The sequence below is a fragment of the Pseudomonas sp. FG6 genome (genome assembly GCF_057809015.1).
Genome location: NZ_JBMDJD010000013.1, coordinates 127,480 through 142,501, shown reverse-complemented (window position 1 = coordinate 142,501; position 15,022 = coordinate 127,480). Strand labels below are relative to the sequence as shown.

The window sequence follows — 15,022 nt, the reverse complement described above, 5'->3', positions numbered from 1 at the left end:
GTCAAGATTAAATTCCGAAACCCCTATCTGCTGATGCAGGTAGGGGTTTTGTTTTAGTAGAAGTTATCGATTTTCACTGGCACGTTGCTGTTGAACGGACCGGTTACAGAATTTCTTGACGACCATAGAGCATTGGAACCACCTGATCCCATCCCGAACTCAGAAGTGAAACGATGCATCGCCGATGGTAGTGTGGGGTTTCCCCATGTGAGAGTAGGTCATCGTCAAGATTGAATTCCGAAACCCCTATCTGCTGATGCAGGTAGGGGTTTTGTCGTTTTGGGCCGGTAATCGGATGACGCCCCTGATTGCGGCTGGCACCCCGGCAAACCCCGAGGCCGTTGCTATGCTTTGATAGTCGGGACTCTGTCAAAAGGAGTCCGCAACGTCACTGGTCATGGGGATTCCAATAATGAAAAACCCTTATGCTCCTGGCTTCTGGTGCGCGGTGGCGGCGCTGATATTGCTGTCGGCCACCTATTTCTATGGCGTCATGCTTACCCACCAGATCGACAAGGCATTGCTCTTTCTCGATAGCGCGGCGGCGCTGATCGGCGTGATATCCATTGCAATCGTGGCCTGGGCATCGCTTCAAGGCCAGCGCATCAAGAAAAGACAGCTTGAGCAAGGCAAGACCCTGGTGCTGATCTGGGACACCAAGGTTGCGTTGCGCCGGGTCGAAACGGTATTCGATCGCTATTTCTGGGGCAGCTATTGGCAGCCTGGTCGCACATTCCAAGAAGTCATGGGCGAGCTCACCGGTACCCCGCTGGAAAAAAGCCTGGAGGCGCTGAAGACTCAATGTGCGGCTCTGGACAAGCAAGTCACCCAAGGCGGCTGGCATTGGCTCAGTAACGCGCGTGAATTGTGCGACGTCGCGAACGCCATGGCTCGCGAGCGCTATCAATTGGATTTCTGTGATTCACACGCCGACTCATCGGGCGCGGCAGTGATCAATCGTGACTTCGAAGTACTGGTCTACACTTGGTCGGCCCGTCTCAAGACCTTCGACCATCAACTGGACGAGATAGAGGTCCAATATTCGTAGACCATCTCTCAAGAATACGCTTTTCCCCCTTTAAACATTGGGCCTGCGGGTGTGCCTGATGGTAATCTCCCACCACTTCACGACGTCGAGCCACACCCTTCGTGGGTCAGGGAAGACGACAATTTTTTCAACCATGGATATCGATCGGATCACTCATGAACAAATCAGCAAGCGTACTCCTGGGAATCGTAGTGGCTATCGGGGCGGTCAGTGCCGGTGGCGCCTGGTACACCGGTACGAAGCTCGAAGGCGTGCTGAACACGGCTATCGCTGAAAACAACAAGCAACTGCAGCTGGCGTTTACCGGCTCCAACGGTACGGCTTCGGTGGAGTTGGTTTCCCTGGAGCGAGGGGTATTCAGCAGCACCGCCCATTATCGCTTCAAGGGTGAAGGCGAAATGTTTGGTAGTGAGCCGGTCGAATTGCTGATCGTCGACAACATCGAACACGGTCCACTGCCGTTTTCTCGCCTGACGTCGTTCAAATGGTTGCCGGTCATGGCGACCAGTCACTCCGAGTTGGAAAGAACGCCGCTGACCGAAAAATGGTTCGCCGCCGCCAAGGATAAATCGCCGCTCAAAGGCGTGATCAACCTGGGCTACGACCAGTCCACCAACGGCAGCTTCGAACTGCTGCCACTGGAGATGAAGCTGGACGAACAGTCTCAGCTCACCTTTTCCGGCCTGAAGATCGACCTGGCAGCCAGCGCCCAGGCGCAGAAGATCAAGGCAGACGGCTACATGGACAGCTTCAAGCTGACCACCGTGTCCGAAGACCAGGCACCGGTGCTTGTCGAGCTCAGTGGCTTGACCATTGCCAGTAACCTGAGCAAGAGCACCTACGGCTACTACATGGGTGATAACACCCTGCTGTTGAGCAACACCAAGGCCAGCTTCGGTGAGCCGAAGTCGGTGCTGAACCTGAAGAATTTCGAGCTGAAGAACAGCAGTGCCGAGAACGGCACCAGTGCTTCGGGCCGTGCCGATTACAAGATCGGTGAGTTGTCGTTCAATGACAAGACCATTGGCTCGGCGCAGATGGCGGTCAGCCTGAAGAACCTGGACATCCCGGCCACCATGTCACTGATGCAGCTCTACCAGACCAAGCTGCAACCCTACGAAAAAGCCTCGGCCGAGGCCGCCGCCGCAGGCGAACCGTCACCTGAGCTGAACCTGACCGAAGCTGAAGAAGCCCAAGTCAAGGCGGACCTGGAAAAAATCCTGGCCGGTGCCCCGCAAGTGGCGCTGGAGAACCTGTCGTTCAATACCGCCAACGGTGAAACCCGTGCGTCGCTGGTGATGGATTTGGCCAAGCCGCAATCGATGGACCTGCCACCTGACGAACTGGGCCGCCAGTTGCTGGCCTTGCTGGACTTCAAGGTGAAGGTGTCCAAGCCGATGCTGGTGGACCTGATGACCATGCAGGCGCAAATGGAAGGTCAGACCGACGCTCAGATGATCGCCGAACAAGCCGCCGCGACCAGCGACATGATCAGCAGCATGGCGGTAGGTTCCGAACTGGCGGTGCTGCAAGGCAACGACATCGTGACCAACTTGCACTATGCCAACAATCAGATCGACTTCAACGGCCAGAAAATGACCGTCGAAGAGTTCTCGACGTTTGTGATGAACAAGATGAGCGGCGGCGTCGCCATTCAGTAATCCGTTCAAGCTGTACCAGAAACCGGCCCGTGCATGACGCACGGGCCGGTTTTTTTTGCCCATCGAAAGCCCCGGCCAAATCTGTATCGATTCTGAAGAATTGTGGCGCTCCGGAAGATGCGTGGCCAGGGAATGCAAAACTAGGCCCCTTAGAGCTTGGCTGGATTCCTTTGATCCGGCTTCCTGTTTGATGGGCAAGGGGGCACTGCGACCCGGCTGGCCATGTAAGGATGCTGACGAATGCCGCGTACTGTGGGTCCCCTTATTCAAAGTGGCTTGCGCCCGTTGTTTCGCGTCGTGCTGTGCGGTCAATTGTGTTGGCCTGTGTTGGCTGACGCCCAGACCGCCTATGACCAAATGGTGCTGGACGCCCGGGCCGGCCACTACACGCCTGCGTTGACCACGTTGCGCCAAGTGCCGGCCGGACAGGCGAGCACCGCGCAAATCAGTGACCACTTGCAGATCGCCAGTTGGGCGGGGCTCGATGCCGAAGTGGTAGAAGTCTACGAAACCCAAGGCCGCTCTCGTGCCTTGCCGGTACAGGCCGTGTCGGCCACCGCACGTGCCTATCGCAACCTGAAGCGCTGGGATTCGGCGATTGCACTGTATCGCCAGGCCATACAGGCGGACGCCCGGAACCTCGACCTGCAACTCGGTCTCGCGTTGACCCAGGCGGATGCCGGGCAACCTGACGAAGCCGTCAGCCGCGCCAAGGCACTGGTTGCCGCCAAGCCTGAAGACCCGATGGCCCGACTGGCCCTGGGCTATGCCCTCACGCGCGCCAACGATCCCTACGAGGCGCTGTTTGAATACGACCAGGCGTTCTTCCGCGCGGGCAACCAACCCGAAGTTGCCCGGCAGTACCTCATCGCCCTGCAACATGCCCGACTGCCGGAACCGGCCCTGCGCCTGGCCCGTCTCAAGCCAGGGTTGATCGACCGGGGCGTGCAGCGTCGGTTGGAAGGCGATGTGGCGGCCGAGCGGGTGCGCCTGGCGGACATGGCGAGCCGCAGCGAACAGGAGCGCTTCGTCATCGCCGATCGCGCCCTGGCCGACTACGACAAGTTGCTCGCCACTTGGACCCCGGTGGCGGAGGCTCATGACGATGTACTGCGCTGGCGTATCGATCGCATGGGCGCCCTCAATGCCCGGGCGCGTCGTGCTGAAGTCATTGCGCAATACCAGGCGCTGATCGCCGAAGGCGTGAGCATTCCGACCTATGCGCTGCGCTGGGTGGCTTCTTCCTACCTGGAGCTGCGGGAGCCGGAGATCGCCGTCGATTTGTACCGCCGCGTCTTGGCAGCGCCTGATGCCGATCCTGCGCAGCGCGTCGAGGACAACACCGCGCTCTACTACGCCTTGCTGGAAAGTGAACAACCTGAAGAAGCCCGCGCGCTGGCTGAAGACATGGCGAAGTCCCAGCGTCCGCGTATCGAGCTCAAGGGGCTGCCGATCGGCGACCCCAACGATGAATGGATGGATGCCCAGCAGCTCGCCGCCCAAGCCGGTACTTTTGGTGCCGACCTGCCGTCTGCCGAGGCGCGCCTGGAGAGCTTGGTCTATCAAGGTCCGGGCAACACCGGCATGCGCCTGGCCCAGGCCGATCTGTACCAGGCCCGGGACTGGCCGCGGCGTTCGGAAAACCTGCTCAAGGAAGTCGAGACCACACTGGCGCGCAACCGTGACCTGGAAATTGCCCAGGCCCGGGCCGCGATGGATTTGCAGGAATGGCGACAGATGGATGCACTGACCGACGACGTGGTCGCGCGCTATCCGGAAAACGCCCACGTCAAACGCCTGCAACGCCAGCGCGACGTGCATGACATGGCTGAACTGCGTGTTGAAGCCTACACCGGCAAGAGTTTCGGTGGTGGTAACGGGGACGCAGGTGCTGTCACCGGCAGTCGGGACTTCGGAATCGAAACGCTGCTCTACAGCCCGCCCATTGACGAAGACTGGCGGCTGTTCGGCGGCGCTGGCTACGCCACCGGTGATTTCGAAGAAGGCACCGGCCACCACCGCTGGCAGCGCCTGGGCGTGGAACGTCGGACCCGGGACATGACGCTGGAAGCCGAGGTCTCCAATCACGCCTATGGCTCCGGCGATAAGCAAGGCGCACGCCTGGCCGTGGCCCGCGATATCGACGACCACTGGCAGTACGGCGGCAGCTTGGATTACCTCTCGGCCAACACTCCGCTGCGGGCCCTTAACAGCGGAGTCCGCGCCAATGGCGGCAGCGGTTTTGTCCGTTGGCGCGCCAATGAAAGTCGCGAGTGGCGACTGGCGCTCAGCCCGTCTCATTTCAGCGATGGCAATAATCGCCTTGAGACTCAGTTGACCGGTCGCGAAGGGATCTACAGCACGCCGAAGCTGCAAGTGGAGTTGGGTCTGGAAGTGGCGGCCAGCCGTAACAGCGGTTCCAACGAAGTGCCGTACTTCAACCCCAAGTCGGACTTCAGCGTCATGCCGACCGTGAGTGCCAACCACGTGTTGTATCGCCGCTACGAAACCACTTGGAGCCAGCAGTTCCAGGCCGGTGCCGGCAGCTACAGCCAGCGCGACTACAGCACGGGTGCGATGGGTTTGCTCGGCTATGGCCAGCGCTTCATCTGGAACGATGTGTTCGAGGCCGGTGCGATGCTGAGCTGGTTGAACCGCCCTTACGACGGCGATCGCGAAAGCGACCTGCGCCTGCTTGTCGACCTCACTTACCGCTTCTAGAAGAGTTTGAAGATGCCTGTCATTTCGCGGTTCATCCTTCTGTTGGGCGTCTTGCTGATCAGCGCTTGTGCCCAGCAAGCCCCGGCATTCACGCCGCCCTCGCAGCGCCCGCTGGCGGCCAATGATGCCCCATGGCCAAAGAATCACGTGCTGGGCATCGCCTACCACGATGTCAACGACCGAGACCCGGACCAGGCGCTGGTGGCGGTGCGTACCGAGCGGTTGATCGAGCAACTGGCGTGGCTACGGGAAAACAATTACCAGCCGGTCACGGTGGATCAGATCATCAGCGCCCGTAATGGCGGTCCGGAACTGCCGCCGCGTGCGGTGCTGCTGAGTTTCGACGACGGCTATTCGAGCTTCTATACCCGCGTCATGCCGATCCTGCGGGCCTATAACTGGCCGGCGATCCTTGCTCCGGTGGGCAGTTGGGTCGGTACGCCGCCGAATCAGGCGGTGGACTTCGCCGGGGTGCCACGCCCGCGTTCCGAGTTCCTGACGTGGGAGCAGATCCGTGAGGTGTCGAAGTCGGGCCTGGTGGAAATCGCCGCCCACACCGACGCCAGTCACAAGGGCATACTCGCCAATCCGCAAGGCAACCAGCAGCCGGCGGCGACGACTCGACGCTACGATCCGGCCACCGGCCGCTATGAGACCGAAGCCGATTTTCAGGCGCGCCTGCGCCAGGACGTGGCGGCCATTTCCGAGAAGATCCGCAAGGTCGTGGGTTACAGCCCGCGCATCTGGGTCTGGCCTTATGGGGAAGCCGACGGCACCGCATTGCAGGTGATCGGCAGCGAGGGTTACCAAATGGCCCTGACCCTGGAGGACGGTCTCGACAGCCTCGATAACTTGATGAGCGGTCCACGGTTCCTGGTGGCGTCCGATCCGGACGGTGCTCATTTTGCTGAAAGCATGGTGTCAGTGCAGACGATTGACCCGATGCGCGTGGTGCATGTCGACCTGGATTACGTCTACGACCCGGATCCGGCGCAGCAGGAGGCCAACGTCGGCAAGCTGGTCCAGCGCATTTCCGATCTGGGCGCCAATACCGTGTTCCTGCAAGCGTTTGCCGATCCGAAAGGCGACGGCCTGGTGCATTCGTTGTATTTCGCCAACCGTCACCTGCCGGTGCGGGCCGACCTGTTCGACCGGGTTGCCTGGCAGTTGCGCACCCGGGCCAACGTCAAGGTCTATGCCTGGATGCCGGTGCTCAGTTTTGCCCTGGACGCGAAGCTGCCGCGGGTCCAGCGCTGGGATCCGGAAACCGGCAAGACCGGCATTGCCCCGGACCAGTACGTGCGTTTGTCGCCGTTCGACCCGAACGTGCGCAAGGTTATCGGTGAGATCTACGAAGACATGGCGCGGATGAGCTCGGTGGACGGTGTGCTCTACCATGACGACGCGGTGTTCTCCGATTTCGAGGATGCCGGCCCCACCGCCCTGAAGGTCTATGCCGCCAACGGCTTGCCGACGTCCATCGCCGCCCTGCGCGACGATCCGGCTGCGATGCAACGCTGGACCCGCTTCAAGAGCCGTTACCTGATCGACTTCACCGCTGAACTGACCGCCAAGGTCCGGGCGATCCGTGGCCCGCAGGTGCGCACGGCGCGCAATATCTTTGCCGAGCCGATGCTCAATCCGGAAAGTGAAGCCTGGTTCGCCCAGAACCTCGACGACTTCCTCGGGGCCTATGACTGGACCGCCCCGATGGCCATGCCGTTGATGGAAAAACAGACCCTTGCGCAATCCGGCCCGTGGCTGGAGCGCCTGGTCCAGACCGTCAAGTCCCGGCCCGGCGCCCTCAAGCGCACAGTGTTCGAATTGCAGGCCCGTGACTGGGACAGCCACCCGGCTGCCGACATCGACGGCAAGCGGCTGGCCGACTGGATGGGGCGCCTCAAGCGCCAGGGCGTGACCAGTTTCGGCTACTACCCGGACAACTTCATCGAAGACCAGCCCCCTGTGAAAAACGTGCGGCCGGCGCTCTCCAACAAGTGGAATCCTTGACATGTTCGACAGACTGCTCGCCCTGCTGGTGCTGGCGATCGTCCTTGGGGTGCCCCTGGGCCTGATCTTCCTGGCCACCGGGCAATTCCTGATGGACTTCGTGTTCTTTTACCCGTTGTTCATGTCCGGGCTGTGGATCGCCGGCGGCCTGTATTTCTGGCTGCACTGGGAGCGTCACTGGCCGTGGAAGGACGACACCCTGCCGCCGCCCCTGACGGGCGAGCCGCTGATCAGCATCCTGATCCCGTGCTTCAACGAAGGCGATAACGTTGCCGACACCATTCACGCGGCGTTGGGCCAGCATTATCCGAACATCGAAGTCATCGCCATCAACGACGGTTCGAAAGACAACACTGCCCAGATGCTCGACCAACTGGCGACGCAAGACCCACGCCTGCGGGTGCTGCACCTGGCGGAAAACCAGGGCAAGGCCGTGGCCCTGCGCATGGGCGCCATCGCGGCGCGCAGCGAGTACCTGGTGTGCATCGACGGCGACGCCTTGCTGGCACCCAACACCTGCGCCTATCTGGTGGCTCCGATGCTGGACAACGCCCGCCTCGGCGCGGTGACCGGCAACCCGCGCATCCGCACCCGTTCGACCCTGGTGGGCCGAGTCCAGGTCGGCGAGTTCTCCTCGATCATCGGCCTGATCAAGCGCACCCAACGGGTCTTCGGACGGATCTTCACCGTGTCCGGCGTGATCGTCGCGTTCCGCCGCACCGCCCTGCACCGGGTCGGCTACTGGAGCCCGGACATGATCACCGAAGACATCGACATCAGCTGGAAGCTGCAGCTCGACCACTGGAGCATCTTCTACGAGCCGCGCGCGCTGTGCTGGATCCTCATGCCCGAAACCCTGCGCGGCCTCTGGCGGCAACGGCTGCGCTGGGCCCAGGGTGGTGCCGAGGTGCTGTTCAAGAACATCCGTGGCATCTGGCAATACCGCCATCGCTACCTGTGGCCGCTGCTGTTCGAATATTGCCTGTCCACCGGTTGGGCGTTCACCTTCCTGCTGTCGGTGGTTTTCTGGGGGGCGGGCAAATTCGTCGAGATGCCGGCGGCCATTGCCGTGGACCACCTGATGCCGCCGGCCTTTACCGGGTTGTTGCTGGCGGTGGTGTGCCTGTTGCAGTTCGCAGTGAGCATCCTGATCGACCGCCGCTACGAAAAAGGCCTGTGGCACATCATGTTCTGGGTGGTCTGGTATCCGTTGGTGTTCTGGCTGATCAGCCTCTTCACCACCCTGGTGAGCTTTCCAAAAGTGCTGTTCGGGCGGCATCAGCAGCGTGCGCGCTGGATCAGTCCGGATCGCGGCATCAAGCCGTTCGATGATCAGGAAGAGGAAGTGATCCGATGAAAATTATCAGGACCCGGCAACGGCCTTTTCTGGTGGTCATCGATGCGTTCTTTACCGTGCTGGCGTGGGTGGGCCTGCTGTATCTGCTGATCAATGGCCTGTGGCCGCTGTTGGATAGCCAGGCCGGCCCGCACTTGGGCGGGTCGTTGTTCGACACCCTGGGGACGTTGCAGGTCTACGGTTGGATCGCACTGGTCAACGCGGTGTTGCTGATCAGCTGGGCGCGTTATCAGCAGCGCAAGAGCCGCAGCTTCGCCCAGCGTCGGTTGCCGGCGCCGGTGGTGGATGACCAGGGCCTGAGCGCCAGCTTCAAGTTGACCGACGAGCGCCTCGGCACCTTGCGCCAGCCGGGTTCGAAGATCATCCACAACAACCAGGACGGCGATATCAGTCACGTCGTGCCGCACTTCCACTGGCTCAGCCCCGACTTGCAACCACCGCCCCTCGCACCCTTGGAGCGACCGCAGGTTATTCACTTATCGGCTGACGTGTAGCGAGTTTCACTAATTGTCACTGCAACCGGGCGGGCACTGCGGCTATAGTTCGCAGGCCATCCATGGCCTATCCGCATAAGGTGCCCGGTATGACTCGATTGAACACTCTCTCCCCCTGGTTGGCGGCTGTAGCCTTCGTACTGTGCGCACAAGGTGTTGCCCAGGCCGAGGAGCGTTTCACCCTCAGCATTCCCGGTGTGTCGGATGACCGACTGTTCACCGCTGCGGCCGCCAGCGATGCAAACAATTGCGGTGGCAAGAATATTTCCCCGGCCTTGAGCTGGAATGCCGGCCCGCCGGGCACCCTCAGCTACGCCATCGTCATGTTGGACCCGGACGGCCAACGGGGGCAGGGCGTCGATCACTGGATCCTCTACGGCATCAAGGCCTCCACCCGGCAAATTCCGGCCGGGGCGGGCACCAAGCCTGCACTGGAAGGCATGGGTGGCATCAACAGCAAGAACACCCGTGGCTACATCGGCCCTTGCCCGCCCATCGGCGACAGCGCGCATCACTACCTGATCCAGCTGTTCGCCCTGGACCTGCCGCCGGAAGCACTCCCCGCCGGCCTTACCCGCGCCCAGTTGATGGAAAAGATCAACGGCCACGTACTGCGCAACAGCAGCGTGGTGCGGCGTTATCACCGCTGACCCGAACCTGCCCATGACTGCCACCACTCATCTACCAGGCGAACGATTCGGCCGGTCCGACTACAAGACCCTGGGCCTGGCCGCGCTCGGCGGGGCGTTGGAGATTTATGATTTCATTATCTTCGTCTTCTTCGCCCTGACCCTCAGCCAACTGTTCTTCCCGCCGCAAATGCCCGAGTGGCTGCGCCTGCTGCAAAGCTTCGGGATTTTCGCCACGGGTTACCTGGCCCGGCCGCTGGGCGGCATCCTCATGGCGCACTTCGCCGACCGCCTGGGGCGCAAGCGGGTGTTCAGCCTGAGCATCCTGATGATGGCCTTGCCGTGCCTGCTCATCGGAGTGATGCCGACCTACGCGCAGATCGGCTATTTCGCTCCATTGCTGTTGCTGGCGTTGCGTATCCTGCAAGGTGCGGCGGTGGGCGGGGAAGTGCCGAGCGCCTGGGTGTTCGTGGCCGAGCATGCGCCGTTGCAACATCGCGGCTACGCCCTGGGTTTCCTCCAGGCCGGCCTGACCTTCGGCTACTTGCTGGGCGCCTTGACCGCAACGGCGCTGGCGCGGATCTACACGCCGGCGGAAATTCTCGATTACGCCTGGCGCTTGCCGTTCCTCCTGGGCGGGGTGTTCGGTGTGATCGGCGTCTGGTTGCGCCGTTGGCTGAGCGAGACGCCGATCTTCATGGCCCTGCAAGCCAACCGCGAAGGCGCGGCGGAGCTGCCGCTGCGCACGGTCCTGCGTGACCACCGGCCCGCCTTGCTGCCGGCAGCCATCCTCACCTGTGTGCTGACCAGCGCCGTGGTGGTGTTCGTGGTCATCACCCCGACCGTGATGCAGAAGAGCTTCGGTATGACCCCCGGCCACACCTTCGCCCTGAGCAGCCTGGGCATCGTGTTCCTGAACGTCGGCTGTGTGCTGGCCGGGCTCATCGTCGACCGTATCGGCGCCTGGCGCACCGTCCTGCTCTACAGCCTGCTGCTGCCCCTGGGCATCGCCGCGCTCTACGCCAGCCTGATCAACGACGGCGCCTGGCTGGGCCTGGCCTATGCCGTGGCCGGCCTGGGTTGCGGCGTGGTCGGTGCGGTGCCTTCGGTGATGGTCAGCCTGTTCCCGCCGAAGATCCGCGTGTCCGGCATCTCGCTCACCTACAACATCGCCTATGCCCTGTGGGCGAGCATGACGCCGCTGCTGCTTATTGCACTGGTGCCGTGGAGCCCGTGGGTATGCGTGGGGTATTGCGTGGTGATGGGGGCGGTGGGCGTGGGGGCAGCGCTGTATTTTCCGGGGCGGCGTGGGAAGGTTGCGCAGCCGTCAGTGGTCTGTGAATCCTAGCCGGGTCGTTCAGAGCCTCTCGCGCAAAAAGTCCACAAAGGCTCGGGTTCGTGCCGAGCGGCGTCGGTCGTGACTGAACACGGCGCTGATGGGCAGTGCTGGCGGCAGGTAATCGGTCAGCAGGGTGGACACGGTTCCCTGACGAACATCGGCCGCGAACAACCACTGTGGGGAAAGTGACACGCCCAGGCCCGACAGCACCATTTCCCGGATCGCCTCGCTGCTGTTGCAGGTGACGTTGCCCTTGATCGTGACGCTCTGTTGCAGGCCATCGTGGTCGAACCGCCAGACGTCGTAATGCTCCAGCAGCGTGAAAGCCAAGCAGTTATGGCGAGTCAGATCAGCGGGGGTGAGGGGCGTGCCGCGCTGTTGCAGATAGGCAGGCGAGGCGTACACCCGGCGCGGGCTGTCGCCGAGGGGGATCGCCACCAGCCCTTCGCTTTTCACCACGCCAATGCGGATGGCCAGGTCGATGTTTTCCTTCAACACGTCTTCATTCTGATCGCTCAGTCTCAAGTCGATCTGAACCTGTGGATGACGCGCCAGGAACTCGCCCACCAAGGGCGCGATGCACAATCGGCCGAAACTCACCGGCGCTGCCACGCGCAGAAGGCCGGCGATCTGTTCCTGCCCATTGGCGAAACTGAGCCGTGCCGCGTCCACGCTGGCCAGTATGTCCTTGCTCTGTGCATAGAAGCGTTGCCCCTGGTCGGTCAGCGCGAGGTGGCGTGTGCTGCGGGCGAACAGGGCCCCGCCAAGGTGCTGCTCCAATGCGCGGATCTGCTTGCTCACCGCGGGTTGGCCCAGGTTCGACTCCCGGGCGACGGCCGAGAACGAGCCGCGCTCCACCACTCGCACGAACACCTGCATTGCGTCGAGCAGATCCATCAGGATTTAGCCTCTGTCTGGAATGAATCCTATGCATTGTTGCTCACTTATCGGAATGCGTCTGCCCTCGCACTATGAACCTACCCACTGATTGGAGGTTTATCGTCATGAACAACACCATGTTTGCCGCCGTTGCCGAAACCGCCCAGGCGCCGCTGGTTGTCCGTCCCCTCGCTCGGCCTGTGCCCGGCAAGGGGCAGGTATTGATCAAGGTCCAGGCGGTCGGAATCAACCCGCTGGACACCAAGATCGCGGCGGGAGGCGCCGCACATGCTCGTCAGCCGCTGCCCGCCGTATTGGGGATCGACCTGGCCGGGACGGTGGTTGAGCGGGGCGAGGGGGTGGACGATTTCACACCTGGCGACGAAGTATTCGGCATGGCCGGCGGGATCGGCGGCGCCCAGGGCGCGCTGGCCGAATACATCGTTGTCGATGCTCGCCTGATTGCCCCCAAGCCTCGCTCACTGAGCATGCGCGAAGCGGCAGCCTTGCCGCTGGCATTTATCACGGCGTGGGAAGGCTTGGTAGACCGCGCCAACGTCAGGCCGGGTCAACAGGTGTTGGTTCACGGCGGTGCGGGTGGCGTCGGTCAAATGGCTGTGCAAATCGCCAAGGCCAGGGGCGCAGCGGTCTACGCTACTGGCTCGGCCGACAGCCTGGGTTTCATTCGCGAGCTGGGCGCTTCGGCCATCGACTACCGGACCCAGGACGCCGACAGCTACGTGCACCAGTACACCGAAGGCGAAGGCTTCGACATCGTCTACGACACTGTGGGCGGCCCGACCCTGGACGCGTCGTTCAGTGCGGTAAAGGCCTACACCGGCCATGTGTTGAGCTGCCTCGGATGGGGCCAGCACAGCCTTGCGCCGTTGTCATTCCGAGGGGCGAGCTATTCCGGGGTGTTCACGTTGATGCCGCTGCTGACCGGGAAGGGGCGCGAGCATCATGGTTGGATCTTGCGCAAGGCTGCGGCGCTGGTCGAGGCCGGAGCGTTGCGGATCAAGATCGATCAAACCCGGTTTGGCCTGGAAGATGTCAATGAGGCCTTTGCGCAGGTGGCCGAGGGGCGCGGGAAAGGGAAAACCGTGGTGCAAATCGGGGTTGAGTGAGGCCGGGTTGCGAGGTTGCAAAAAATTTTCCGCCGTTAACCCGAATCCGGGATGCCTTGCGTCTGACCCAGTGAACGATACATCCACTTTCGAGGTTCAGCCCATGTCCCGTCCTCTTCCATTCCTGCGCCCTGCCGCCCAGGGCTTCGCCGTGACCTTGCTGGTGGCGCTGGCCGGCTGTGGGCTGTCTTCTTCCCGGGAGGTCGCCAAGCCTGCCGATGTGGCGTCTCCCAGCTCAGCCCTGCTAGGCGAAGTCGCCTATGAGCCATCCATGGCCAAGCGCAGCGTGGCACCGTCACCGACGGTGGTGAGCGATGCCCCGGCCATGGACTACCGCAGCGAGCCGCGCGAGCAATATGAAAAGCTGCCCGATAATCCGATCCATAGCGTGATGGAAACACCGGTCTCGACCTTCAGTGTCGATGTCGACACGGGCAGTTACGCCAACGTGCGACGTTTCCTCAATCAAGGTAGCCTGCCGCCCGAAGGTGCCGTGCGACTGGAGGAAATGGTCAATTACTTTCCTTACGCTTACTCCTTGCCCACTGACGGTTCACCTTTTGGGGTGACCACCGAAGTGGCGCCGTCGCCGTGGAACCCCCATACCCGCTTGCTGCGCATCGGTATCAAGGCGTCTGATCGCGCCGTGGCGGACCTGGCGCCGGCCAACCTGGTGTTCCTGGTGGACGTGTCCGGCTCCATGGACCGCCGTGAAGGCCTGCCGCTGGTCAAGAGCACCTTGAAGCTGCTGGTGGACCAGTTGCGCGAGCAGGACCGGGTGTCGCTGGTGGTTTATGCCGGCGAATCGCGGGTGGTGCTCAAGCCCACTTCGGGCCGCGACAAAGCCACGATCCGCAATGCCATCGACCAGTTGGACGCCGGCGGCAGCACCGCAGGTGCCTCGGGTATCGAACTGGCCTACCGGATGGCGCGGGAAAGCTTTATCGACAAGGGCATCAATCGCATCCTGCTGGCCACCGACGGTGACTTCAACGTCGGCGTCAGCGACTTCGACAGCCTCAAGCAGATGGCCGTGGAGCAACGCAAGAGCGGTGTCTCCCTGACGACGCTGGGCTTTGGCGTGGACAACTACAATGAACACCTGATGGAGCAGCTGGCCGACGCCGGGGATGGCAACTACGCCTACATCGACAACCTGCTCGAAGCACGCAAGGTGTTGGTGGACCAGCTCAGTTCCACCCTCGCGGTGGTGGCGAAGGATGTGAAGCTGCAGGTGGAATTCAATCCCGCCCAGGTCAGCGAATATCGCCTGTTGGGGTATGAGAACCGTGCGCTCAAGCGTGAGGATTTCAACAACGACAAGGTCGATGCCGGCGAGATCGGGGCTGGGCATACGGTCACGGCGTTGTATGAAATCGTTCCGAAGGGCGAGCCAGGCTGGCTGGAGCCGTTGCGCTATGCCAATCCACCCAAGCTGGACGGCAAGAGCAGCGAACTGGCGATGTTGCGGGTACGCTACAAGCCTGCGGCCGGTGGTAGCAGCCGCTTGATCGAGCACCCGATCAACGGCACATCGAAAAATGACAAGGCCAGCGATGACCTGCGCTTCGCCGCCGCCGTGGCTGCGTTCGCCCAACAGCTCAAGGGTGATGGACGCTACACCGGCAACATGAGTTTGCAGGACACGGCTGCCCTGGCCCGGTCTGCGCGAGGCGAAGACCCGTTTGGCTTGCGCGCCGAGTTCGTGCAATTGGTCGAGCTGGCACAAAGTCTCAAACCGGTACTCTGACTGCGAA

Annotated in this window: 11 protein-coding genes and 1 rRNA gene; 11 read left to right on the top strand and 1 reads right to left on the bottom strand. The window is 62.0% G+C overall.

Annotated features, from left to right (window positions below; all coding sequences use genetic code 11):
• Window positions 1-114: 114 nt before the first annotated feature.
• The 9 genes from rrf to ACODSJ_RS11185 all read left to right on the top strand — a co-directional run bounded on the left by rrf (window position 115) and on the right by ACODSJ_RS11185 (window position 11,268).
• Window positions 115-230: ribosomal RNA gene (gene rrf / locus ACODSJ_RS11225) — 5S ribosomal RNA — on the top strand.
• 182 nt (window positions 231-412) lie between these two features.
• Window positions 413-1,048, top strand: coding sequence for an NADH:ubiquinone oxidoreductase subunit N (locus tag ACODSJ_RS11220; protein WP_489101782.1), 636 nt, complete (start codon window positions 413-415; stop codon window positions 1,046-1,048).
• A 155-nt stretch (window positions 1,049-1,203) separates the two neighbouring features.
• Window positions 1,204-2,709, top strand: coding sequence for a YdgA family protein (locus tag ACODSJ_RS11215; protein WP_489101781.1), 1,506 nt, complete (start codon window positions 1,204-1,206; stop codon window positions 2,707-2,709).
• Window positions 2,710-2,949: 240 nt separating this feature from the next.
• Entirely contained in the window at window positions 2,950-5,430 is a 2,481-nt protein-coding gene (gene pgaA / locus ACODSJ_RS11210; RefSeq protein WP_489101780.1) for a poly-beta-1,6 N-acetyl-D-glucosamine export porin PgaA, read from the top strand.
• A gap of 12 nt (window positions 5,431-5,442) precedes the next feature.
• Window positions 5,443-7,440, top strand: coding sequence for a poly-beta-1,6-N-acetyl-D-glucosamine N-deacetylase PgaB (gene pgaB / locus ACODSJ_RS11205; RefSeq protein WP_489101779.1), 1,998 nt, complete (start codon window positions 5,443-5,445; stop codon window positions 7,438-7,440).
• A gap of 1 nt (window position 7,441) precedes the next feature.
• Window positions 7,442-8,797 carry a poly-beta-1,6-N-acetyl-D-glucosamine synthase gene (gene pgaC / locus ACODSJ_RS11200; RefSeq protein ID WP_489101778.1) on the top strand — a complete coding sequence of 452 codons (1,356 nt, stop codon included), beginning with the start codon at window positions 7,442-7,444 and terminating at the stop codon, window positions 8,795-8,797.
• Window positions 8,794-9,291 carry a poly-beta-1,6-N-acetyl-D-glucosamine biosynthesis protein PgaD gene (pgaD, locus tag ACODSJ_RS11195; RefSeq protein WP_489101777.1) on the top strand — a complete coding sequence of 166 codons (498 nt, stop codon included), beginning with the start codon at window positions 8,794-8,796 and terminating at the stop codon, window positions 9,289-9,291. Before pgaC ends, pgaD begins: the two co-directional genes overlap by 4 nt.
• 89 nt (window positions 9,292-9,380) lie before the next feature.
• Complete coding sequence (locus tag ACODSJ_RS11190) at window positions 9,381-9,941, top strand: YbhB/YbcL family Raf kinase inhibitor-like protein (RefSeq protein WP_489101776.1); 561 nt, start codon at window positions 9,381-9,383, stop codon at window positions 9,939-9,941.
• Window positions 9,942-9,954: 13 nt separating this feature from the next.
• A complete protein-coding gene (locus tag ACODSJ_RS11185) occupies window positions 9,955-11,268 on the top strand; it encodes an MFS transporter (RefSeq protein WP_489101775.1) in 1,314 nt (437 codons plus the stop codon).
• Between the two features lie 9 nt (window positions 11,269-11,277).
• Here ACODSJ_RS11185 and ACODSJ_RS11180 read toward each other — a convergent pair whose 3' ends face one another.
• A complete protein-coding gene (locus tag ACODSJ_RS11180; RefSeq protein ID WP_489101774.1) occupies window positions 11,278-12,156 on the bottom strand; it encodes a LysR family transcriptional regulator in 879 nt (292 codons plus the stop codon).
• A 107-nt stretch (window positions 12,157-12,263) separates the two neighbouring features.
• Between ACODSJ_RS11180 and ACODSJ_RS11175 the strand changes: the two genes are divergently transcribed.
• Entirely contained in the window at window positions 12,264-13,265 is a 1,002-nt protein-coding gene (locus tag ACODSJ_RS11175) for a zinc-dependent alcohol dehydrogenase family protein (RefSeq protein WP_489101773.1), read from the top strand.
• A 103-nt stretch (window positions 13,266-13,368) separates the two neighbouring features.
• Complete coding sequence (locus ACODSJ_RS11170) at window positions 13,369-15,015, top strand: vWA domain-containing protein (protein WP_489101772.1); 1,647 nt, start codon at window positions 13,369-13,371, stop codon at window positions 15,013-15,015.
• Window positions 15,016-15,022: the final 7 nt, after the last annotated feature.

Bases quoted from the DNA above. Each gene is read 5' to 3' on its own strand.
- ACODSJ_RS11220 (WP_489101782.1), top strand. From the start codon at position 413: ATGAAAAACCCTTATGCTCCTGGCTTCTGGTGCGCGGTGGCGGCGCTG.
- ACODSJ_RS11215 (WP_489101781.1), top strand. From the start codon at position 1,204: ATGAACAAATCAGCAAGCGTACTCCTGGGAATCGTAGTGGCTATCGGG.
- pgaA (WP_489101780.1), top strand. From the start codon at position 2,950: ATGCCGCGTACTGTGGGTCCCCTTATTCAAAGTGGCTTGCGCCCGTTG.
- pgaB (WP_489101779.1), top strand. From the start codon at position 5,443: ATGCCTGTCATTTCGCGGTTCATCCTTCTGTTGGGCGTCTTGCTGATC.
- pgaC (WP_489101778.1), top strand. From the start codon at position 7,442: ATGTTCGACAGACTGCTCGCCCTGCTGGTGCTGGCGATCGTCCTTGGG.
- pgaD (WP_489101777.1), top strand. From the start codon at position 8,794: ATGAAAATTATCAGGACCCGGCAACGGCCTTTTCTGGTGGTCATCGAT.
- ACODSJ_RS11190 (WP_489101776.1), top strand. From the start codon at position 9,381: ATGACTCGATTGAACACTCTCTCCCCCTGGTTGGCGGCTGTAGCCTTC.
- ACODSJ_RS11185 (WP_489101775.1), top strand. From the start codon at position 9,955: ATGACTGCCACCACTCATCTACCAGGCGAACGATTCGGCCGGTCCGAC.
- ACODSJ_RS11180 (WP_489101774.1), bottom strand. From the start codon at position 12,156: ATGGATCTGCTCGACGCAATGCAGGTGTTCGTGCGAGTGGTGGAGCGC.
- ACODSJ_RS11175 (WP_489101773.1), top strand. From the start codon at position 12,264: ATGAACAACACCATGTTTGCCGCCGTTGCCGAAACCGCCCAGGCGCCG.
- ACODSJ_RS11170 (WP_489101772.1), top strand. From the start codon at position 13,369: ATGTCCCGTCCTCTTCCATTCCTGCGCCCTGCCGCCCAGGGCTTCGCC.